The 20,733-nt window shown below is 49.5% G+C and carries 23 protein-coding genes; all 23 read right to left on the bottom strand.

The annotated features are described in order from the left end of the window. Positions 1-2: 2 nt before the first annotated feature. Positions 3-881 carry a glycine--tRNA ligase subunit alpha gene (gene glyQ, locus L7E55_RS13090; RefSeq protein ID WP_277444751.1) on the bottom strand — a complete coding sequence of 293 codons (879 nt, stop codon included), beginning with the start codon at positions 879-881 and terminating at the stop codon, positions 3-5. Positions 882-1,057: 176 nt separating this feature from the next. Continuing rightward, the gene (locus L7E55_RS13095) at positions 1,058-1,489 is read right to left on the bottom strand and encodes a DUF4342 domain-containing protein (protein ID WP_277444726.1); all 432 of its coding nucleotides are present in this window, start codon (positions 1,487-1,489) and stop codon (positions 1,058-1,060) included. 47 nt (positions 1,490-1,536) lie between these two features. After that, on the bottom strand, positions 1,537-2,307 hold the full coding sequence (recO, locus tag L7E55_RS13100) for a DNA repair protein RecO (protein ID WP_277444727.1): 771 nt from the start codon (positions 2,305-2,307) through the stop codon (positions 1,537-1,539). Positions 2,308-2,481: 174 nt separating this feature from the next. After that, a complete protein-coding gene (gene era, locus L7E55_RS13105; protein WP_277444728.1) occupies positions 2,482-3,387 on the bottom strand; it encodes a GTPase Era in 906 nt (301 codons plus the stop codon). Between the two features lie 11 nt (positions 3,388-3,398). Beyond that, a complete protein-coding gene (locus L7E55_RS13110) occupies positions 3,399-3,647 on the bottom strand; it encodes a hypothetical protein (protein ID WP_277444752.1) in 249 nt (82 codons plus the stop codon). Positions 3,648-3,720: 73 nt separating this feature from the next. Then, entirely contained in the window at positions 3,721-4,191 is a 471-nt protein-coding gene (cdd, locus tag L7E55_RS13115) for a cytidine deaminase (protein ID WP_277444729.1), read from the bottom strand. A 22-nt stretch (positions 4,192-4,213) separates the two neighbouring features. Continuing rightward, positions 4,214-4,600 carry a diacylglycerol kinase gene (locus L7E55_RS13120; protein ID WP_277444730.1) on the bottom strand — a complete coding sequence of 129 codons (387 nt, stop codon included), beginning with the start codon at positions 4,598-4,600 and terminating at the stop codon, positions 4,214-4,216. Positions 4,601-4,630: 30 nt separating this feature from the next. Next, positions 4,631-5,092 (bottom strand): rRNA maturation RNase YbeY, encoded by a 462-nt coding sequence (gene ybeY, locus L7E55_RS13125; RefSeq protein ID WP_277444732.1) that lies wholly within the window; start codon positions 5,090-5,092, stop codon positions 4,631-4,633. Continuing rightward, complete coding sequence (locus L7E55_RS13130; protein WP_277444734.1) at positions 5,046-7,226, bottom strand: HD family phosphohydrolase; 2,181 nt, start codon at positions 7,224-7,226, stop codon at positions 5,046-5,048. Before L7E55_RS13130 ends, ybeY begins: the two co-directional genes overlap by 47 nt. Positions 7,227-7,252: 26 nt before the next feature. Continuing rightward, a complete protein-coding gene (locus L7E55_RS13135) occupies positions 7,253-8,209 on the bottom strand; it encodes a PhoH family protein (protein WP_277444736.1) in 957 nt (318 codons plus the stop codon). Between the two features lie 13 nt (positions 8,210-8,222). Continuing rightward, positions 8,223-9,467 (bottom strand): sporulation protein YqfD, encoded by a 1,245-nt coding sequence (gene yqfD / locus L7E55_RS13140; protein ID WP_277444737.1) that lies wholly within the window; start codon positions 9,465-9,467, stop codon positions 8,223-8,225. A 14-nt stretch (positions 9,468-9,481) separates the two neighbouring features. Then, complete coding sequence (yqfC, locus tag L7E55_RS13145; protein ID WP_277444738.1) at positions 9,482-9,763, bottom strand: sporulation protein YqfC; 282 nt, start codon at positions 9,761-9,763, stop codon at positions 9,482-9,484. A gap of 86 nt (positions 9,764-9,849) precedes the next feature. Next, positions 9,850-9,999, bottom strand: coding sequence for a hypothetical protein (locus tag L7E55_RS13150; RefSeq protein ID WP_277444739.1), 150 nt, complete (start codon positions 9,997-9,999; stop codon positions 9,850-9,852). Positions 10,000-10,094: 95 nt separating this feature from the next. Further along, positions 10,095-10,271, bottom strand: coding sequence for a 30S ribosomal protein S21 (gene rpsU, locus L7E55_RS13155; protein ID WP_240082283.1), 177 nt, complete (start codon positions 10,269-10,271; stop codon positions 10,095-10,097). Positions 10,272-10,428: 157 nt separating this feature from the next. Further along, positions 10,429-10,773 carry a histidine triad nucleotide-binding protein gene (locus L7E55_RS13160; RefSeq protein ID WP_277444740.1) on the bottom strand — a complete coding sequence of 115 codons (345 nt, stop codon included), beginning with the start codon at positions 10,771-10,773 and terminating at the stop codon, positions 10,429-10,431. A 92-nt stretch (positions 10,774-10,865) separates the two neighbouring features. Next, positions 10,866-12,176 (bottom strand): tRNA (N(6)-L-threonylcarbamoyladenosine(37)-C(2))-methylthiotransferase MtaB, encoded by a 1,311-nt coding sequence (gene mtaB / locus L7E55_RS13165; RefSeq protein WP_277444741.1) that lies wholly within the window; start codon positions 12,174-12,176, stop codon positions 10,866-10,868. Between the two features lie 4 nt (positions 12,177-12,180). Beyond that, on the bottom strand, positions 12,181-12,930 hold the full coding sequence (locus tag L7E55_RS13170; protein ID WP_277444742.1) for a 16S rRNA (uracil(1498)-N(3))-methyltransferase: 750 nt from the start codon (positions 12,928-12,930) through the stop codon (positions 12,181-12,183). Between the two features lies 1 nt (position 12,931). Next, positions 12,932-13,855, bottom strand: a complete 924-nt coding sequence (gene prmA / locus L7E55_RS13175; RefSeq protein WP_277444743.1) for a 50S ribosomal protein L11 methyltransferase — start codon at positions 13,853-13,855, stop codon at positions 12,932-12,934. Between the two features lie 21 nt (positions 13,856-13,876). Then, the gene (gene dnaJ, locus L7E55_RS13180) at positions 13,877-14,998 is read right to left on the bottom strand and encodes a molecular chaperone DnaJ (protein ID WP_277444744.1); all 1,122 of its coding nucleotides are present in this window, start codon (positions 14,996-14,998) and stop codon (positions 13,877-13,879) included. Positions 14,999-15,213: 215 nt separating this feature from the next. Next, complete coding sequence (gene dnaK / locus L7E55_RS13185; protein WP_277444745.1) at positions 15,214-17,058, bottom strand: molecular chaperone DnaK; 1,845 nt, start codon at positions 17,056-17,058, stop codon at positions 15,214-15,216. Between the two features lie 54 nt (positions 17,059-17,112). Continuing rightward, positions 17,113-17,724 carry a nucleotide exchange factor GrpE gene (gene grpE, locus L7E55_RS13190; protein WP_277444746.1) on the bottom strand — a complete coding sequence of 204 codons (612 nt, stop codon included), beginning with the start codon at positions 17,722-17,724 and terminating at the stop codon, positions 17,113-17,115. A 149-nt stretch (positions 17,725-17,873) separates the two neighbouring features. After that, on the bottom strand, positions 17,874-19,442 hold the full coding sequence (locus L7E55_RS13195; protein ID WP_277444747.1) for a TCP-1/cpn60 chaperonin family protein: 1,569 nt from the start codon (positions 19,440-19,442) through the stop codon (positions 17,874-17,876). A gap of 13 nt (positions 19,443-19,455) precedes the next feature. Continuing rightward, positions 19,456-20,496 (bottom strand): heat-inducible transcriptional repressor HrcA, encoded by a 1,041-nt coding sequence (gene hrcA / locus L7E55_RS13200; protein ID WP_277444748.1) that lies wholly within the window; start codon positions 20,494-20,496, stop codon positions 19,456-19,458. Between the last annotated feature and the right edge of the window lie 237 nt (positions 20,497-20,733).

The following is a 20,733-nucleotide window of genomic DNA, read 5'->3' on the forward strand; positions in this document are numbered from 1 at the left end:
GCTCACGCCCCCTCCTTTTTCAGCAGCGGATAGCCCATCGCTTCCCGCTGTTCCACGTAAGCCTGGGCGCAGGCGCGGGCCAGATTTCTCACCCGGGCGACAAAACCGGTGCGTTCGGTCACGCTGATCGCGCCGCGCGCATCCAGCAAATTAAATGTATGGGAACATTTCAGCACTTGATCATAAGCTGGAAGCACAAAACCTTTTTCCACTATTCTTAGAGCTTCTTGCTCATACATATCAAACAGCTTGAACAACATTGACGTGTCGGCCAGCTCAAAGTTGTAATGGGAATGTTCCACTTCCCCCTGGTGGTGCACATCCCGGTAACTGATCCCGCCTACCCAGGTGATATCAAACACGCTGTCCACTCCCTGGATAAACGTGGCCAGCCGCTCCAGGCCGTAGGTAATTTCCGCGCAGACCGGGCGGCAGTCGATCCCGCCGCACTGCTGAAAATATGTAAACTGGGTGATCTCCATCCCATCCAGCCATACTTCCCAGCCCAGCCCCCACGCGCCCAGGGTTGGCGACTCCCAGTTGTCTTCCACAAAGCGTATGTCATGCTCGTCCGGATCGATGCCGATAGCTTTGAGACTGGCCAGATACAACTCTTGCACATCGTCGGGGGACGGTTTTAAGATCACCTGATACTGGTAATAGTGTTGCAAGCGGTTCGGGTTTTCACCGTAGCGCCCGTCCGTCGGCCTGCGGGAAGGTTCCACGTAAGCGACCCGCCACGGTTCCGGCCCCAGCGCTCTTAAAAAAGTGGCCGGGTTCATGGTGCCCGCTCCTTTTTCCACATCGTAGGGTTGCAAAATAATACAGTTCTGATTGGACCAGTAATGGTCCAGGGTGATGATTAACTCCTGGAAGTTCATCTCCTGCCTCCTCAGATCAATATTTAACAAAAGTAAAACCCCCGGCCCCCGGTATTTCACCAGAGACGGGAGTCAGTTTACGCGCTTCCAGCCGGACCGGACGCCATTGACTCTTTTATCTACTCATATTTTTGTTACAATTTATCAAATTTTCGGGTCAAAGTCAATGCCCGCCGCTAAATATCGTTTTCCCCGGCGTCACATTTTACATTATCTCCGTCGGAGTCTTCGGCACGCTCTATTTCCAGTGAATACTTATTAGCCATCCCCGCTACCGAGGCCAGCACCCCCAGAACGGCTATTTCACTGCTGGCCATGGCGCCCAATAATCCCAACGCTCCCAGAGAAGCCGGAATTTCAGTCACTGTTCGATCACCCTGCTTAATTTTGATCCGGTAACCCCGTTTTTTATCAAACAACCCTTTGATTTGCCCCAGAACATCGCTTCCCTTCCCATGGAAGCGCCCGCCCGCCGCGTGTTCTTTCTCCTCAAGGTTAATCAGCGCCTTAATGACGTCGCCGTCCGCCGCGTCCAGGGCGGCTTTGGCCTCTTTATAACTTACACCCAGCCTGGTTCTTATAATATCAATCTTTTCAAGCTCACTCATTTTAGACCCTCCTTGTTATTCTTTATTTACTCCCGTGGCGATAAATTTTATACATGAGCTTGTTTTGTTCCGGCCTGACTCTGACGAAACCGGTCAAAAAAAGCGGTTGATTTTAAATCCCGCTCCAGGTGATACCGTATATACGCGTGGAGCAAACTCCTGATCTGGCTCCTGGCTGAATTCTCTATCTTAAGCCGGTTCAATTTAGCCGGGTGCCAGCTTAAGAGCAACTTGAGAGTCTCCAACACGCCCCTGTTAACAGCTAGTGCGGCCGGATCCGCCGGCCTGCAAGTCTCACAAAGCACCCCGCCTATCGCCGGGCTAAATGCCGGACGCCCCGCCACAGGTCCCTGACAGTTGGCGCACTGCTCCAACAAAGGGCGGTATCCCAGTAAAGATACTACCCGAATCTCAAAAGACCGCGTCAATAGTTCGGCATCCCCCGCGGCCATCAAGTTCATGGTGGTAAGAAGAAGTTCGAAAAGCAGCGTGTTGGCTTCCCCTTCCGGGGTAATGGCATCCACCAATTCAGCAATATAGCTGGCGTAAACTATTTTTTCCAAGTCGTCCCTAAGAAATGAAAACATTTCGATAACTTCAGCCTGACTAACCGAATCAAGCTCGCGACCCCGGTTCATCAAAAATCTGGAGTGTGAGAAAAGCTGTGTGGCGCCGCGTTTACGGCTTGCCGGTTTGGAAACGCCGTGCGCCATTACTTTTATTTTACCCTGTTCTCTGGAATACAAAATCAATAGTTTATCCGCGTTGCCGGAATCCCTGGCTCGCAGGACAACGGCTTCAATCTTGTAAAGTTTCATCAGTAAGACCCCAAATTCAAGTATTCAGAATTCAGAATTCAGAAGTCAGAATATTAAAGACGTTAAGCCTTATACTTATGGCTTATAGTATCTAGTATTGAGAATTCAGGGGTCAAAATTATAACATTCCAAAATGATAAGCCATTCTTCATTCTGACTACTGACTTCTGACTCCTATGTTTCATAGTACCCCAGGTTTTTCAGCTGCGCTTCTTTGTTTCGCCAGTCCGGCTTCGTCTTTACCCGGATTTCGAGATATATTTTTGAACCTAACAGCTTTTCCATATCCGCGCGGGCCTGGCTGCCGATTTTTTTCAGCATCTGGCCTCCTTTGCCGATCAGAATTCCTTTCTGCGTCTCTCTCTCCGCGTAAATCACCGCCCGGATCGCCATGACATTATTGGGCCGCTCTTGAATTTCTTCTATTACAACGGCTACCGAGTGAGGCACTTCCTGTTCCGTATGGCTTAAAACCTTTTCTCTGATCAGTTCAGCCAGGATGAATTCCTCAGGCCTGTCGGTAACCATGTCGTCGGGGTAATACTTGGGACCGGCCGGCAGGTAGCTTATTGTCACTTCAAGCAAGTGTCCGGTGTTTTCCCCGGATAATGCCGACACAGGGATAATTTCAGAAAAACTGTATAACCGGGAATAACTTTCGATCAGAGGCAGCAATTCTTCCCGCTTAACCAGGTCAATCTTATTAATCACCAGCGCCACCGGAGTTGATAAATCCGCAAATTGCCGGATCAGGTAATTGTCGCCGGGACCGGGCCGCTGGTTCGCCTCTACCAGAAAAAGAACAATGTCGACCTCATTCAAAGTATTCAGAGCAACCTGCACCAGGCGCTCGCCCAACTTATGCTTAGGCTTGTGAATGCCCGGAGTATCAAGAAAAATAATTTGGTATTCTTTCCCGGTCAGTACGCAAAGTATCCTATTCCTCGTCGTCTGGACCTTTTCGGACATAATAGCTATTTTCCGTCCGATCATTCTGTTCAATAAAGTTGATTTCCCTACATTGGTCCTGCCTACCAGTGCCGCGAACCCTGACTTGAAACTGTCAATTTCTTTTTCCAAAACAACCACCTTTAATCTTTTTCCGGACTATGGTTCACCTTATTGCGGTAGTACAATATTATATCCGCCATAACCATTACACCGTTCAGAATATACAGGTAAATAACAAGATCATAGCTAAAGACTAACTTATGAATGACGCCAAAAAAATAACCGGCAAAAACAATCCACAGAAAAAGAATACTTTTTCCGGCTGTTTGTCTTGATACGTAAGACTTGTAAATAGATGCCGGCCAGGCCGCTCCGAAACAGACCAGCATAAGAACCTCAAAAATACTGCTCACTTAATTCCTCCACAAAAGATTCCTCCACAAAAGCCACATCCCATTACGTTTACCGGATAACCGGCTCAAATATATTCACGCCGGTTTTTCCGCCGGCCGCCTGCTCATGCCCGGCGCATTCCGCGGCAAGGTTCATTAAGGCAAAGGCCGCGGGCAAAAGCTCAGCGGCGGTTTGCATCCGGAACTCACCCTTGCTGTTCGCCATAAAAACTTTCATAGCCGGGTTGAACTCCGTCAGCACCTGGCGGCAAGCGCCGCACGGCGCGCAGAATTGATCGGTTCCGGCTGTAATGGCGATGGCCTCAAAATGCCGCTCTCCGTTGGAAACGGCCTTGAACAGAGCCACCCGTTCCGCGCAGCAAGACAAGCCGTAAGACGCGTTCTCGATATTGCAACCGGTATAATAACGGCCTTCCACAGTCAGTATGGCGGCGCCTACCTTGAAAAGCGAATAAGGGGCATATGCTCTCTCCCGGGCCGCACTGGCGGCGTTAATCAGCTTTTCAACCGGAAAATCCATACAATAACATCTCTTTCCGTAGTTACTTTCCCGACAGGCGGGGATAGATCACTAAATACGCCACCGCGATTGAATTCAAGGCGGCAACCAGCACCGCGCCGGCCGCCACATCTTTAGCAACGCGGGCAAGAGGGTGATAAGTTTGCGTGTAAAGGTTGACAACCGCTTCAACCGCAGTGTTAAACATTTCCGCCATGATCACCAGTGTAATTGAGAATATCAAAAAAAGCAGGTCATGGGCCTCTACTTCCAGATATACAGCCAGTCCAAGCACCAGCAGCGCGGCAGCAAAGTGGACCCGCATATTGCGCTGGGTAAGCAACGTATGCCATATCCCCGCGGCGGCGTAAAAAAAACTTGTTAAAAAATTTCGCACATCCACCGTCACCACCATCTTTATTTCAATCATAAATCAACCCATTGCCTGCGGAGAGCAAAATTATCCGGCGATATTCAAATTCTGGAGTATTTCCTCCTCTTTTTTTCGCATAATCCGCCTGTCTTCTTCTCTCAGATGGTCATATCCAAGCAGGTGCAACACACCGTGTATCGCCAGGTAAGCGACTTCACGCCGGAAGCTGTGTCCATATTCTTCCGCTTGCCGCCAGGCGGTCTGCAGGGAAATTACCACGTCGCCCAGCAGCACTTCATCCTCTCCCTCCCTTTGGAGAGACTCCCCTTCAAGCATGGAAAAAGACAGAACATCTGTGGGACTGTCTATCTCGCGGTACTGTAAATTTAAATCATTTATATAGCTGTCGTTAACAAAGACGATGCTTATCTCGGCTTCGTCGCCGAATCCTTCACCCCTGACAACCTCCTCAATAACCGTGATTAAAAAATCGGTTAGAGTACTATCCAGCGCCACCTCTTCCTGCAGGTTGCTTACGAATACTGACACGCTTCTTTCTCCTTTCAATTTCCTGTGAAAGATCCGGGTATTCCACCCGGGAGTGAAAGATTCCCGATAGCACGCGGACAAATGAGGCCGCTATAATATCGAGATCTTTAAAAGTCAAGTCACACTCGTCAAGCTGCCCGTCATTCAGCTTATCCTTGACGAATTTTCTCACCAGACCCTCGACGCGTGCCGGGGTGCGGTTCTGCAGCGAGCGAACCGCCGCTTCCACTGAGTCTGCCAGCATCACGATGGCGGCTTCTCTGGTTTGCGGCTTAGGCCCTTCGTAACGGAACTCTTCTTCGGTAACACTTTCAGTGCGGTCATTCTCCAGAGCCTTATGATAGAAATAACTAACCAGACTGTTTCCATGATGCTGCTCAATAATATCAATAATCCCCTGAGGCAGTTTACTCTCCCTGGCCAGCTCCACACCGTCTTTCACGTGGGAGGTGAGAATCAAGGTACTTAACGAGGGTCCGATTTTATCATGCGGATTTTCACAATCCATTTGGTTTTCAATAAAAAAGTATGGTCTTTTGAGTTTGCCGATATCATGGTAATAAGCGCCTACACGCACCATCAGCGAGTCGCTGCCCACCGCGTCGGCGGCCGCCTCCGCCAAGTTTCCCACAATGATACTGTGGTGATAAGTACCGGGCGCTTCGGTTAACAACCTCTTTAACAACATGTTGTTAGGATGCGAGAATTCCAAAAGTTTGACCGGCGAGGTAAGACGGAATGTACTTTCTAAAAAAGGCAAAGCGCCATTAGTTAATACGGACGACAGAATGCCGTTGGCAACCCCGAGGGCTATGCCAGATGAAATCAAAAGGCCGAATTGGATATTGTTGGCCAAACCAACCGTCAATATAGACACCACATTAGCAATGCTGGTATAAATCCCGGCCCGGACGAGGTCTCCCCGCTGGCTCAATTTCGATACACTGTATACTCCCGTGATCCCGCCGATTATACCTACAAAACCAAAACGGAGCTGATTGTCCGTCATTGTTCCAAGCATCAGGCTTAAGACTGCCACCACCAGCACAGCCAGCCGGGAATCCAGCAGTATGGCAATCAACATCCCTGCCGTGGCCAGAGGGACCATATAACCGAACTGAGCGCTGAACTCCGGCCACCGGCTAACATTAATGGCAATAATAGCTTTGCCGACGCCCAGGACCAAAAGGACAATTATACCAAGCAAATACAAGTGTCCGGGATGCTCATAAATCTCCCTGTTCTGTTGATAAAGATAAACGAGAACAACCACCGTGAGCAGCACTACCAGCAGCAGTACGCCGATGACTGAAGTCATATGCAACTTGGGGCGGTTTAGACCCAGCGCCTGCAGCTTGGCAAGGTGTTCCTCTGTTAGTATTTCCCCTTCTCCGATAATTTTTTCCCCTTCCTTGATTGAAACCATGACCGGGGATACGGAGGCCATAGCTTCTTCCTGCTTTTGCCTGGTTAGATCATAGTTGATAAAACCGTTGGGTCGAATGTAGTAATCAACAGCACCCTTGGCAAATTGTTCATATACTTTGGAAAGGCGCAGCCCGGCAATCATATTGTTGATGGATTTCTTATTTTCTTCCAGCCCGTCCTGAGTAATTCCGTCTCCATCCATCGCCTCAGCCACCAGGTTGTTTACTTCGGATTCAACCAGCATAGTGTCCTTGGCGGTGCCATGCGCCAGATCGCTAAGCTCAGCATCTTGCATAGCAAAAGGAAGAATGGAACGGAGCATGGCCACTTTTCCGGCAACGTCCAGCCCAGTATCGCTTTGCACGTCAGACAGCTTTTTAGCCAGATCGGAAATATCTTTCTGGACTGCGATACTTACTTTAGGGTCTACCGTATACACCTTATCGGCTTTTTCGGCAGCCTGGCGGCGCTCCATAGCAGTCTTGTTTTTATCTTCAAAGACGATGCTTTTTTCAGCCTTTACAGTTGTTGGAGACACCTGCCCCACGATCGTGTTGGATTTGTCATTAATAAAGCCGGATGATACGATCGCAGTAGTCAGAAATAAAAACAAAATCGCCGCGCCGCCCCGTCGCACCTTACGTTGCTTGGCCAACAGGGACAGAACGGCTGTGACTTTACTTTTTACCGCGCTAATAGTAAGCACGATTTCACCCCTCTTCGGTTACCGCCCTATTGCTCTCTTTCATATGCCCTGATAATCTCTTCAACCAGAGGGTGCCGTACAATGTCATCGCCAGTGAGGACATGGATGCCCAATCCTTTTATCTCCTTTAGAACTTTAACAGCGTTAACCAGGCCGGAAACCTGACCTTTCGGCAGGTCAATCTGGGTAATGTCCCCGGTTATTACCGCCTTAGAGCCAAAGCCAAGACGGGTCAAAAACATCTTCATCTGTTCCGGAGTGGTGTTCTGCGCCTCGTCCAGGATAATAAACGAATCCTCCAGTGTCCTGCCCCGCATGTAAGCCAGGGGAGCAATTTCAATAATGTGGCGTTCAAGATATTTTTGAGTATTTTCCACTCCCAATATATCATAGAGGCTATCGTAAAACGGCCTTAGATACGGGTCAACTTTATCTTGCAGATCACCGGGCAAGAACCCCAATTTCTCACCGGCTTCTACTGCCGGACGGGTCAAAACAAGGCGCCCGACTTGTTTGCCGCGCAACGCTTTGATCGCCATCACCACCGCCAGATAGGTTTTGCCCGTTCCGGCCGGGCCTACGGCAAAAACTATATCGTTATTTTTTATGGCTTCAACATATTTTTGCTGACCGATTGTTTTTGGTTTTATCTGTTTGCCTCTGGCGGAAATCATGGCCACTTCTCTGGCTATACTTTCCAGAGCGTTTTTCAAGCCGCCTTGCGCCGATTTAATCGCGTAACCTACCTCCTGGGCGGTTATGTGATTCCCCGCTTGATAAAAATTATTCAGCTGGGTCAATATCTCCTTTGCTTGCTCTACCTTCTCCTGCTCTCCGGTTATTGCCAGAGCATGGCCCCGGGCCACAACTTGAACGCCCAAAGTCCTTTCAACCTGTACCAGATGTTCGTCGTGCTTTCCAAATATTTCGGCAGCGGCGCCAATATCATCCAGTTCAACCCTGGCTTCAAATTTTTCTGTCAATACCCGGCCTCCTTTAAGGTTTAAAGAGTTTTTCCTTGCCGATATCCTCAATAGTTTCCAAAACTGCCTTTACCCGCACAACATTTTCATCATAATTGGCACTGACATCCTTCAGCCACTTTCCTTGAACAATAGCATCCCTGGGCAGTTGCTTCATTACAGTATCCAAGGCCGCTTCTCCAGCAGCTTTGCAGGTATCCTCCCGGCTGCGCTCATCACAGTAGCCGACCAACTCCAGATATTTTACTGTTACTAGTTCGACGGGCAGGTCAAGATTCCTCCATTGGGGAAGCTTTTTAACAGAAGTCTCTATCTCGTAGTGTTCAAAAGGGATATCCTCATTATTCAATAGAATTATCTCTTTTGAATTATATTTTAAACTGACGCGCTTTTCAGATCTCCCGGTCAAACGGTAACCGCTCTCAATAATCCGCGCTTCACCATAAGCCTCATACCAGACTCTGGCGCGGACAATACCCCTGGCATGGACATAATAAGCCGGCCTGAGCACTTTAGGCGGCTCCATCGGCTTTTTATCCTCTCCCTGATTGGCAGGTTCTTCTAATAAGGGTGGAATTTCACCGGAAATAAGCACCTGGCCTGGCGCAACCGTATCTCCCTCCTTAATCAGCGGGTTTCCGTTTAAAACCAACACTTCTTTGATCAAGCCGGCTTTCGAAGCCACAATGTGAGAAGGCCTGCGATCCTCCTCCTCCGGCACAACTCGTTCAGCGACCTCAATCGTCACTCTCGTGCCGTTGATATATACGCCTGTCCACGTTACAAGCGGAAGCCTTTCCAGAATCCGGGCTTCCATCTGCTCAGGCTTTATTTTCCACTTCGGCACTCCCCGGGACAAACCGGAATCAGCGGCGGCGTAAAGCACTTCCGCAGTAGTTAGCCGTTCGTTGCCCTTGACTTCTATAAACCACACAAAAGAAGAAAGAAAATAAAGTGTTCCCAGAAAGAAAATAAAACCCAGCGCCAGCGCCTTTCTGCGCCGTACTTTGACAATACTGAAAGGAAGTCCTCTTCTAGACTTAATACTGTAGCGGCAACCGGTTCGTCTGGCAATATGTCGCAGAGGTTTTATGGCTTGAAGCCGCACCTTGAGAAAAAAAGCATTATCCCCTGTTCTGGAAATATCCCAAAGGTATATACCCCTGCTCGCAGCCATGTTGATAAACTTTTCCGGAGCCTTACCGGTGACTATTATTGTAACATAACCAATGAAGTATGACACCAGTTTAAAAAACATCGTCCTCACCTCCGTTAATCGAAGCTTAATGACCGGATTATCCCTTCAATATGCAACTCGTCCGGCAGCAAATTACGGAGTGTCAAATTGTCCCCTTTAATTGCCACCTCACCCTCACCGACAGCTACCCGAACAGTATTCGCGGTATATTCTATAATCCCATGATGGTTTTCAATTTGCAGTTGAACATTGCCGATTAGAACAATTTTAGGCAGATCCAGCATCACATCACCGGGTAATTCAAGAAACTCTGAGAACTGCCTCTTAAGTTTCTTCTTAAAATCACGCCAGGCCATAAAAAATCCCCTCCTGCAAAATTTTATGCATCTAGAGGGGAATAGATTACTATTAATTGGAAAACAAACCAATCGAACACCAGTATTCAGAATTCAGAAATCTTAAGACGCAAAGCTTTTCTTTTTAGAGAAGCAGGGGGACGTTCTTTTTGCTTCCCTCTTGAGAGGGAAGCAAAAAGAACGTCCCCCTGCTCCCCCCCCTGCTCCCCCAAAAGAACGTCCCCCTGCTCCCCCAAAAGAACGTCCCCCTGCTTCTTCCCCCTGCTTCTTCCTGACTACTGAAATATTAAACGCCCGGCAATAGCCAGGCGTCTTGTTATCAGTATATTTATTAATGAAATCTCCGTTTTCTAGCCGCTTCAGATTTCTTTTTCCTTTTAACGCTAGGTTTTTCATAATGTTCATGTTTTCTTGCTTCGGCCAATACACCGGCTTTCTGACATGACCTTTTGAAGCGCCGGAGGGCGCTGTCAAGTGTTTCATTTTTACCAACTTTTACTTCAGCCACTATGCTCTCCCTCCCTCCGCCATAACCATGGAGCCAAAATTCTATCTATATGTTAACATCTTACTATATGCAAAAACACTTACTCATTATACAGCAGGGCATGTTAGCAGTCAACCAGTGATTTAGGCGCTTCCATACGGTAATTTTAGATACCGTTCTAACCTGGAGGCCATTTGAGCGGTCTTCCTGCCAGGAGGTGATAGTGGATATGCATCACAATTTGTTCCGCATCACGGCCGCAGTTGCTGATCAGCCTGAAGCCACGGTCGGCAAGACCTAATTCACGGATAACGCGGCCAGCGGCGATTTGAATCCGGCCCATTATCTCAGCGTCTTCTTCTTCTAAGTCAAAGAAGGTGGGAATGTGCTTTTTGGGAATCAACAGCAGGTGGACAGGCGCCTCCGGCTTGAGATCCTTAAATGCCATGACATAGCCGTCTTCATACACAACTTCCGCAGGTATTTCCTTATTAATAATTTTACAAAAAATGCAGTCCTGCACTTTACCACCTCCTCCCTGCCGAGAAATCATCAAAAAGACACACAACAACAATATTATTATTCAACATCAAGAAAATAAATCCTGCTTAACATTCAAACAATCCTGCCTTTTATCGCGGTTCCCCGAACTTCTTCAGCCATTACTTTCACTATCGACCCGATTAGTTGCTCACACCCCGAAAAGATCATTCGCACATAATTATCCGTGAGACCTTCATACAACCCGGTTTCTTCCTGATACTGCCGTTCAACCAGCACTTCCAGCACTTGTCCCAGCAATGACGCGGCAAAACCGGCCGCCAGCGTGCCACCCAGTTCGATCAGCTTGCGGCTGCGCGCTTCTTTAACCGCCGGTTCAACCTGACCGGTGAAACCGGCCGCAGGCGTGCCCGGGCGAGGCGAATATTTAAAAACATGCAGTCTGCTAAACGAAGTTTTCTTTAATAACCGGTAGGTATTGTCGAAACATTCATCTGTCTCTCCCGGGAAGCCGACCATCACATCAGTGGTCAAACCCAAGCCGGGAATGTTTTCCCGCAAAACACCGACCAAGCGGGTATATTCCCAAGCCGTGTAGCGCCTGCCCATTTTTTGCAGCACCAGATCGTCGCCGCTTTGCAGCGGAACGTGCAAGTGCCGGCAAAAAACAGGTGAACCGGCCAGGATTTCCACCAACTCCAGGGTAATATCATTTGGTTCGATTGAACTCAGGCGTACTCTCGACAAACCCTGTATTCCTGCCAGCTTGTTTAAAAGTCCGGCTAAGGTAACGTCGCCCGGCAGATCCTGACCGTAAGAGCCGGTGTGAATACCTGTAAGAACGATTTCCTTATATCCCGCGGCCACTAATGCACTGGCAATCTCTAATATTTTTTCCGGGCGCCGGCTGCGCAGCCCTCCCCTGGCATACGGAACAATACAATATGTACAATAATTATTACAGCCGTCCTGAATCTTCAAAAAAGCGCGGGTCCTTTCCTGTAGAGGCAGCGCCGGCATTTCTTCAAATTCACAATCGTCTGCCAAATTGCTGACCGCATTTACAGGCATAAGACCCTTCTCCGCGGTTTCCACCAGTTCCACCAATTTTGTCCTGTCCTTAGTGCCTACCACCAGATCCACACCAGGTATCGCCAAGACCTTCTCCGGGGAAACCTGGGCGTAACAACCGGTGACAGCAATCAACGCGCCGGGATTGGTCCTGGCGGCACGGCGGATCAATTGCCTGGATTTGCGGTCACCCTGATGTGTTACTGTACAAGTATTGATTATGTAAATATCAGCTTCCTCTTCAAATTCCACCAGATGGTAGCCCCGATCACGGAAAATCCCCGCCAGCACGGCTGACTCGTACTGGTTGACCTTACAGCCCAAGGTGGATATGGCCACCCGCTTACCCTTCATTTAATCATCCCCCAAGATCGCCCCACTGGTAGAGAATCATTGTCAATACCGCCAATCCCGCAGTTTCAGTGCGCAAGATTCGCGGCCCTATGGTAACCGGGCGGACACCATGCAGCCGCGCGCATTCTACTTCCCCGGAAGAGAAACCTCCTTCCGGGCCGATAAAAACGTATATTTCCACCGGCGGCTTCTCGTGCCGCAGAAAACCCTTTAACGAATCCGATTTTTCTTCTTCCCACGGAATCAATGCCGCAGCTTCCGCCGGCAATGCGCTCAGCACCTGTTCCCAACTTTCGGGCCTGCTGATTTCCGGAATATCCGGGCGCCGGCATTGTTTAGCCGCTTCAAGGGCTATTCTCCGCCAGCGCTCCCACCGTTTAAGCTGTTTGTCCCCTTCCAGTTTAACCACAACCCGCTCGCTCAACAGGGGAATTAACCCATTTAACCCCAACTCAGTGCCTTTCTGAACGATAAAATCCATCTTGTCACCTTTGGGGATACCCTGTACCAAGGTAACCTTCGGCAAGTCTGGGGGTGCTGCAGCAAACTCCTTTTCAATCTTACAAGAAACATCTTTTTTGTCAACCCGTTCCAATACCGCCAAATACGATTTACCCTTCCCGTCCGACAAAACAATTCTTTCACCAACACCTAGACGCAGCACCCTGGCGACGTGAACGGCATCGGTTCCGCTCAGGCAAACCATGCCTTCACTTATTTGATTTGGCGACACGAAAAAATGGGGCAAGTTCATCCTAATATTTTTCTCCCACAAAGGCCACCCAATGGCCTTCACACAGCTGGTCGCGCACAGCCAATCCGTACGCCTCCATGGCGGCGCGTACTTCTTCGGCACGGTCACGGATAATCCCCGAAGCGATAAATATGCCGCCCGGAACCAGCGCCCTTGACGCGTCCGGGATTAAATTTATGATCACATCGGCGATAATATTTGACACGATCAAGTCGGCCTGCCCTTTTACCAGATCCAGCAGGTTGCCTTGAACGACCCGTACTATTCTGGCTGCCTGATTCCTTGCAACGTTTTCCAAAGCCACCTGACAGGCTGTTTCATCCAGATCCGTGGCCGTCACCCGGCCGGCGCCCAGCTTGGCGGCTGCCACCGCCAGAATACCTGAACCGGTGCCCACGTCGTAAACCGTGGCGCCGCTATGGACATGCATCTCCAATAAACGCAGACATAACAAAGTAGTGGTGTGTGTGCCGCAGCCAAACGCCATGCCTGGATCCATTTCAATGACCAAGTCGCCTTCTTTACCGCTCCATTCCACCCAGGAAGGTTTGACCACCAGCCGTTGACCGGCACGGACCGGCTTGTAGTAAGCGCGCCAGGCATTTGCCCAGTCTTCGTCTGCAATCCTGCGAGTGCTTACCCGCGGGACTGGATTAAACGCCAGCAGCTCAAGCGCTCGGTGAAAATTACTTAGTCTGCGGTTCAAACCCTGATTCACCGGAAAATATGACTTGACCAGCGGCCAATCGTGCTCAGACACTTTCCCGGGAACACCCCACTCATCAGGGTGTGTTTCCGCGGCATACCTGAGAATAACAGCCGGATCTTCAATAATTACCCCGCCGGTTTCCATCTCTTCAAACAATTCGGCTACCGCTTCCACCGTGCCGGGGGAAGTATAAACAGTAATTTCCAGCCAATCCACACATTTATCTCCCTTGTTATTTTAACCCATAAAAGCGTCTTTCATTTTTTCAAAAAAACTTTTATCACCTGAAGCATGGTGACGTTCGCTATCGATACGGTTGAATTCTTTTAACAAATCCTTCTGCTTATCATTGAGCTTAATGGGAGTGATCACTTTAACCCGCACATGTTGATCACCCTGGCCGTACCCGTTGATATGGGGGATGCCTTTTCCTTTCATACGAAAAACAGTGCCGGTTTGAGTGCCTTCGGGAATTTTTAACCTGGCTTTGCCGTCCAGTGTAGGGACATCCAATTCATCACCTAAAGCTGCCTGGGCAAACGAAACAGGTATTTCCAAAATCAAGTCATCGCCTTCCCGCTTAAAAATACGGTGCGGCTTGACATGAATATATACATAAAGATCACCAGGCGGACCGCCGCGCAGACCGGCTTCGCCCTCACCCGCGAGGCGGAGGCGGGAACCGCTGTCCACTCCGGGTGGTACGTTGATCTTGATATTGCGCGTCTTGCGCACCTGGCCGGTGCCGCGGCAAGTAGGGCAGGGTTTGTCTATGATCTTGCCGGCGCCGCCACAGCGGTCGCAAGTGCGTGACTGGACCACACGCCCGAAGGGAGTACTTTGAGAATATTGCATCTGGCCGGTGCCGCCGCAGGTCGGGCAGGTCTGGGGCTTGCTGCCCGCAGCCGCCCTGCTTCCCCCGCAAGTGCCGCAGGTTTCCACGCGCGGAACCTTTATCTCGCGTTCTAGACCGAAAGCGGCTTCTTTTAGGCTAATCTCCATATCCGTCCGGATGTCGGAACCTTTTTCCGGACCTGTGCGCCTGCGCCCGCCGCCACCAAAAAACATATCAAAGATGTCGCCAAAACCGCCGAAATCTCCAAAACCCCCGCCAAAGCCGCCAAAACCTTGCCCGTTGGTATCAGCATGGCCAAAATGATCATAATTTGACCTTTTTTCCGGATCACACAAAACGACATAAGCCTCGTTGATTTCTTTAAACTTGGCCTCAGCGTTCTGGTCACCCGGATTTGCGTCCGGGTGGTACTGGCGCGCAAGTTTACGGTAAGCTTTTTTTATCTCATCAGTGGTCGCATCTTTGGACACGCCAAGTACTTCATAGTAGTCGCGCTTAGCCATCTATCCACCACCTTAATATACTAAAACAAAGGAAAGGGGAATCGAAATTCCCCTTGAAAAGGTTTCTTCTACTTATTTTATAATATAAAAAACAGATTTGCTATTAATTTATCAGGTACTCAGAATTCAGTAGTCAGTAGTCAGAATATTTAAAGCAGATAAACTACTCTCTTATTCTGACTTCTGAATTCTGTCTCCTGAATTCTGCTCAGTTACTATTTATCTTCCTTTACCTCAAAATCCGCGTCCACCACATTATCCTTATCGCCCTGGCCCGCGCCACCGGCGTAGCCGGCGCCGGCGTTTCCGGCGTTTGCCTGTCCCTGGCCGGTTTGTTGGTACATCGAAGCGGTAAGTTCATATAGCGGGCTGGTGATTGCCTCCAGTTTAGCTTTAATCGATTCCACGCTGCCGCCCTTTATGGCTTCTTTTAACTCATCTGTGGCCTTCTGCAATTTTTCAACGGCAGACGCGTCGGCTTTGTCCTTAAAGTCCTTAATTGTTTTTTCAGCCTGGTAAACCATACTGTCGGCCTGGTTGCGTGTCTCTACTTCTTCTTTGCGTTTGGCGTCTTCCGCGGCGAATTTTTCAGCATTCTTAACCATTTGATCGATTTCTTTATCATTCAGGTTAGTGGAAGCGGTAATGGTCATACTCTGTTCTTTGCCTGTCCCCATATCCTTGGCGGACACATTAACAATGCCGTTGACATCGATATCAAATTTAACCTCAATTTGCGGCACACCCCTGGGCGCGGGCGGAATACCGGTGAGCGTGAAACGGCCCAGCGTCTTGTTGTCTCCCGCCATCTGGCGCTCGCCCTGGAGCACATGTATCTCCACTGAAGTCTGGCCGTCCGCGGCAGTGGAAAAGATCTGGCTCTTAGCGGTGGGTATGGTTGTATTGCGCTCGATCAGCCTGGTAAACACCCCGCCTAAAGTCTCGATACCGAGAGATAGCGGCGTTACGTCCAGCAGCAGCACATCCTTGACCTCTCCACCCAGAACTCCTCCCTGAATAGCGGCGCCTAACGAGACACATTCGTCCGGGTTAATCCCTTTATGCGGCTCCTTGCCCAAATACTTGCGTATGGCATCCTGCACCGCGGGTATTCTTGTCGAACCGCCCACCAATAGCACTTTGTCGATGTCCTTTGGCTGCAACCCGGCGTCGGACATGGCCTGGCGGGTGGGGCTCATCGTCTTTTCAATCAAATCGGCAGTCAGTTCTTCAAATTTAGCCCTGGTTAAATTTACATCCAGGTGTTTGGGCCCACCGGCGTCGGCCGTGATGAAAGGCAGGTTGATATTTGTGGTGGCAACACCGGACAGCTCAATTTTAGCCTTTTCAGCGGCTTCATTCAGACGCTGCATGGCCATCTTGTCGTTGCGCAGGTCTATCCCTGTTTCTCTCTTAAACTCGTCTGCCAGGAAACCAATTATCCGCTCGTCAAAATCATCGCCGCCCAGGCGGTTGTTGCCGCTGGTCGCCTTAACCTCAAACACGCCGTCGCCAAGTTCCAGAATGGATACGTCAAAAGTGCCGCCACCCAGGTCAAATACCAACACGGTTTGTTCTTCCCCTTTATCCAAACCATAGGCGAGCGCGGCGGCTGTAGGTTCGTTGATAATCCTCAGAACTTCCAGGCCGGCGATTTTGCCGGCGTCCTTGGTAGCCTGGCGTTGGGAGTCACTGAAATAAGCCGGCACAGTGATGACAGCCTTATCAACTTTACTCCCCAGGTAAGCTTCGGCGTCTGATTTCATTTTTTGCAGGATCATCGCCGAAATTTCTTGTGGAGTATAGTTTTTACCGTCAATCTTTACTTTGTAGTCGGTGCCCATGTGCCGTTTTATTGAACTAACAGTTCGCTCCGGGTTGCTGACAGCCTGGCGTTTGGCCACCTGGCCTACCAGTCTTTCACCGGTTTTCGAAAATCCCACCACGGAAGGAGTTGTTCTGGCCCCTTCGGCGTTGGGTATTACCACCGCTTCCCCACCTTCCATGACAGCCACACAGGAGTTGGTGGTACCCAGGTCAATACCTATTATCCTCGACATATCAATTAACCTCCTGATTATATTATCTTTATTATTTAAGATTCAAGCTAAATTTCAAGATGATTTGGCAACCTTGACCATGGCCGGCCGGATTACCTTCTCTTTTAAGTAATAACCACGCTGGAATTCTTCAATCACCGTATTGTCGGGATGTTCATCGGATTCCTCCTGCATCACTGCCTCGTGCTTAACCGGATCAAACTGCTCGCCGACCGCCGGAACGGGTGCCAGTCCTTCTGCTTGGAGGACATCCTGAAGCTGCCGGTAGATCATCTCCACTCCGGGCTTGAAATTCTCAATGGATTGACTTTCAGCGGCCAAAGCCCTGCCGAAATTGTCCAACACCGGCAGCAACGCCACGATCAACTGCTCGGAGGCATATTTAAAGAATTCTTCTTTCTCCTGGCGGGTTCTCCGCCTGTAATTTTCATAGTCGGCCTGTACCCTGGCCAAACGGTTGTAATAATCATCGGCGCGCGCTTTTTGCTCTTCCAGTTGAGACTGTAAAGACGTTAATTCCTCTTCTGCGTTCTTTCCTTCAATAGTGCCCGTATCCTCTGATACCAGGCCGGCGTCTGTTCCGTTTTGCTTCTCTGCAACTGGTTCCGCTTCCGGTTGTTCTATTTTTACTTCAAGGTTCTCTTTATATCCTTCCTCATGACTCACCCTGTCCTCACCTCGCAAAAAAATATTTTTCAGGTATTCAGAATTCAGTAGTCAGAATTCAGAATGTTTTAAGATAATAAACATTCTCTCTTTCCGGCTCCTGACATATCATTCTGACTACTGGCTACTGACTCCTGACTCCTGCATAATTATTGACTAACAATATCTTTATTGTGCATATCCTTTTCTTCCCGTTTTTTTATAATTGTATCTATTCTTAGAATGGCCTCGGCCACTTCACCCGCCGCTTTCAAGGCATGAATTTTCACATTGGCCGGATCAACAACACCTAGTTCGTACATATCGGCAACTTGGCCGCTGTCGCAGTCAACCGCCAGGGAATGCTTGCCCGTTTCCACCTGGGCGGCAATAACATCGCCCAGCTTTTCCAAAGGATTAAAGCCGGCGTTGGCCACAATTTGCGCCATGGGCCGCTTCAAGGCGTCAACCACACAATCCACTCCGTATGCGGCCATTCCCCTGATTCCTTCCCTAACTTTTTCCACCTCGCGTGCCACCGCCAGTTCCATGGACCCTCCACCGGGAACCACACCGCCCTTGATGGCGGACTGTACGGATGAAGCAGCGTCTTTGGCGATACGTTCCCTTTCGCCGACCACCTCTGATGTGGCCGCGCCCACCAGCACGGTTGCCATGGGCTTTCCCTTACCGCCCATCACCCATACCTGTTCAAGCTTTTCATCGCTGGAGACCTTATCAGCATAGCCCAGATATTTTTCAAGCTCATCCACAGCCTTTTTCAGGCCGGTACGTTTGATCATTCTCGCGCCCGTAAGTTCCGACGCCTTGCGCAGTTCCTTGTTGGCCACCCGCTGGACAACCATTATGCCGCTGTCCGCGAGAATCTCCTCAGCCGCGTCGTCCACTCCACGGTCAGCCAGAACCAAACCTACTCCCAAACCAGCTATTTTATCAATGTTCTCTTTGAACTCGGTCTGGAGTTGCAGGTAGCGGCTAAATCCCGCTTCGGTTCCTAAAGCCTCGTCATCAATTTCCTCCGGCTCAAGGGCGTCGTCAATCACCAACACTTTCACCCGATCCAGTTCTTTGGGCATCTGGCGGTTCATCCGCTCCTTGTTGATGATAACGCCCATAAAAACTTGATTCTCCGCCCCTTCTTCGGCAACAATCGTATCGGAAAATTTAAACGTAGGATCCTTAAATTTATCTTCACCAATCAACACTGCCGCACGCACCACCAGATCAGCTATATCCCCATGGTCTCGTCCGGCTATCAGCGCCACCTGCCGGACCGCCGGGTCCCCCAGTCCGACGACCGGGCGGGCTTGCTCACTCATAGCTTCAAGAGCTCTTTTCAAGCCGACACGCAGGCCTTCAATTACCCGCGCCACAGGCACACCTTTGGCAACCTGCTCAAAGCCGGCGCTGACCAGCGCCCCGGCCATCACCGTGGCCGTAGTGGTGCCATCCCCGATCTCCTCCTGCTGCGCCTTTGCTATGTTAATCAGCATTCTCGCAGCGGGGTGATTGGCTTCCATCATAGTCAGGATCGTCACACCGTCGTTTGTAATTACCACATCCCCAAATTTATCAACCAGCATGGTGTCCAGCCCCTTGGGCCCCAGGGTGCCTTCCACCGCTGAAGCGATAGCCCGGATAGCATTAGAGTTGGTCATCAGGGCCGCTAATTTTTCATCCACTTCAGAACCGGAAATTGCTTCCTTCTTCAAGCTCAAAAACGGTTCCCCCTCACTTTCTCTTGCCGCGGATCATCCGCTCCAGCGTCTGAGAAAGGTATTTTGTCATATAATCAACCACACTTACCACTTTGGCATACTCCATTCTGGTGGGTCCCAGCACTCCGAGCGAACCCATTTTGCGGCCACGCACAGTATAAGGAGCAGTGATCATACTGCATTCTTTCATATCCCACTGGTCGATCTCACCGCCGATCCGCACAGTCACACCCTCATCCTCGACCCTGCCTTCCAGAATATCGCAAAGGAGTTTTTCCTGTTCCATGATACTCAGCATCGTCTTAATCTTTTCCACGTTGTGGAATTCAGGTTGATTTAACATATTAAATACCCCGCCGAGGTAAATTTTATCCTCGACTTCAAGCGTCAGACTATCCTGGATCAATTCCATGACCAAATCCAGAATATGTTTATGCCGGGCAAGTTCGGAATAGATCTCCTTTATCAGGTTTAACTTAATACTCTTCATGGTAAGGCCTTGGAGTTTAGCGTTCAGCACCCTGGATATCGTTTCCATGTCCAAAGCTGTAATGCTCTCCGGTATCTCGATCATCCTGTGCTGAACAGCGCCGTTATCCATAACGGCGATTACCATAGCCTGGGATTGATGCATATATACAATTTGGACATGTTTTAGAATGCTGATGCCAATTCGCGGAGTCAGAACCATCGCGGTATAATGAGTTAACTGGGAGAGAAGCAGGCCGGTTCTATGAATCACCTGCCCGACATCTCTGACCTTTGCCCTATATTCCCGCCGGATTAACTCTTCTTCTTCCCTGGATAACTCCTGCTTTCTCATCAAAAAGTCGACATAATAACGGTAGCCGCGCTCGGACGGGATACGGCCCGCCGAGGTGTAAGGCTGTTCGATATATCCCTGCTCCTCCAGGTCTGACATCTCATTACGTATTGTAGCAGGGCTTACCCCCAGCTTGTATTTTTTTGCGATGGTCCGGGAGCCGACTGGTTCAGCGGTGGCAATGTAGTCGTGAACGATAGCTAGCAGTACCTTTTGCTTTCGGTCGTCCATTATTTTGCCGGACCCCCTTCTTGTTAGCACTCTATGCTATTGAGTGCTAAAAACCTCTAAATAAAAAATAGCACTACTATAACGAATTGTCAAGGGAATTGGAAAAAAGTCAGAGCTGACGCACGAAATTGTTTATAGAGCTTACAAGATGAAAATCATCCTATAAAAAACCATATACTTTTTTGGGGGCGGTTTTTAACACTTACACTTGACTAGATTCAAGCATTATGGGAATGA

The organism is Pelotomaculum isophthalicicum JI (assembly GCF_029478095.1).
GTDB lineage: Bacteria > Bacillota > Desulfotomaculia > Desulfotomaculales > Pelotomaculaceae > Pelotomaculum_D > Pelotomaculum_D isophthalicicum.

Coding starts and splice junctions, on each gene's coding strand:
- hrcA (WP_277444748.1), bottom strand. CDS start 20,496: ATGGACGACCGAAAGCAAAAGGTACTGCTAGCTATCGTTCACGACTAC.
- L7E55_RS13095 (WP_277444726.1), bottom strand. CDS start 1,489: ATGAGTGAGCTTGAAAAGATTGATATTATAAGAACCAGGCTGGGTGTA.
- yqfC (WP_277444738.1), bottom strand. CDS start 9,763: ATGGCCTGGCGTGATTTTAAGAAGAAACTTAAGAGGCAGTTCTCAGAG.
- L7E55_RS13170 (WP_277444742.1), bottom strand. CDS start 12,930: ATGAACTTGCCCCATTTTTTCGTGTCGCCAAATCAAATAAGTGAAGGC.
- mtaB (WP_277444741.1), bottom strand. CDS start 12,176: ATGAAGGGTAAGCGGGTGGCCATATCCACCTTGGGCTGTAAGGTCAAC.
- recO (WP_277444727.1), bottom strand. CDS start 2,307: ATGAAACTTTACAAGATTGAAGCCGTTGTCCTGCGAGCCAGGGATTCC.
- yqfD (WP_277444737.1), bottom strand. CDS start 9,467: ATGTTTTTTAAACTGGTGTCATACTTCATTGGTTATGTTACAATAATA.
- L7E55_RS13120 (WP_277444730.1), bottom strand. CDS start 4,600: ATGATTGAAATAAAGATGGTGGTGACGGTGGATGTGCGAAATTTTTTA.
- L7E55_RS13110 (WP_277444752.1), bottom strand. CDS start 3,647: ATGCTGGTCTGTTTCGGAGCGGCCTGGCCGGCATCTATTTACAAGTCT.
- dnaJ (WP_277444744.1), bottom strand. CDS start 14,998: ATGGCTAAGCGCGACTACTATGAAGTACTTGGCGTGTCCAAAGATGCG.
- glyQ (WP_277444751.1), bottom strand. CDS start 881: ATGAACTTCCAGGAGTTAATCATCACCCTGGACCATTACTGGTCCAAT.
- dnaK (WP_277444745.1), bottom strand. CDS start 17,058: ATGTCGAGGATAATAGGTATTGACCTGGGTACCACCAACTCCTGTGTG.
- cdd (WP_277444729.1), bottom strand. CDS start 4,191: ATGGATTTTCCGGTTGAAAAGCTGATTAACGCCGCCAGTGCGGCCCGG.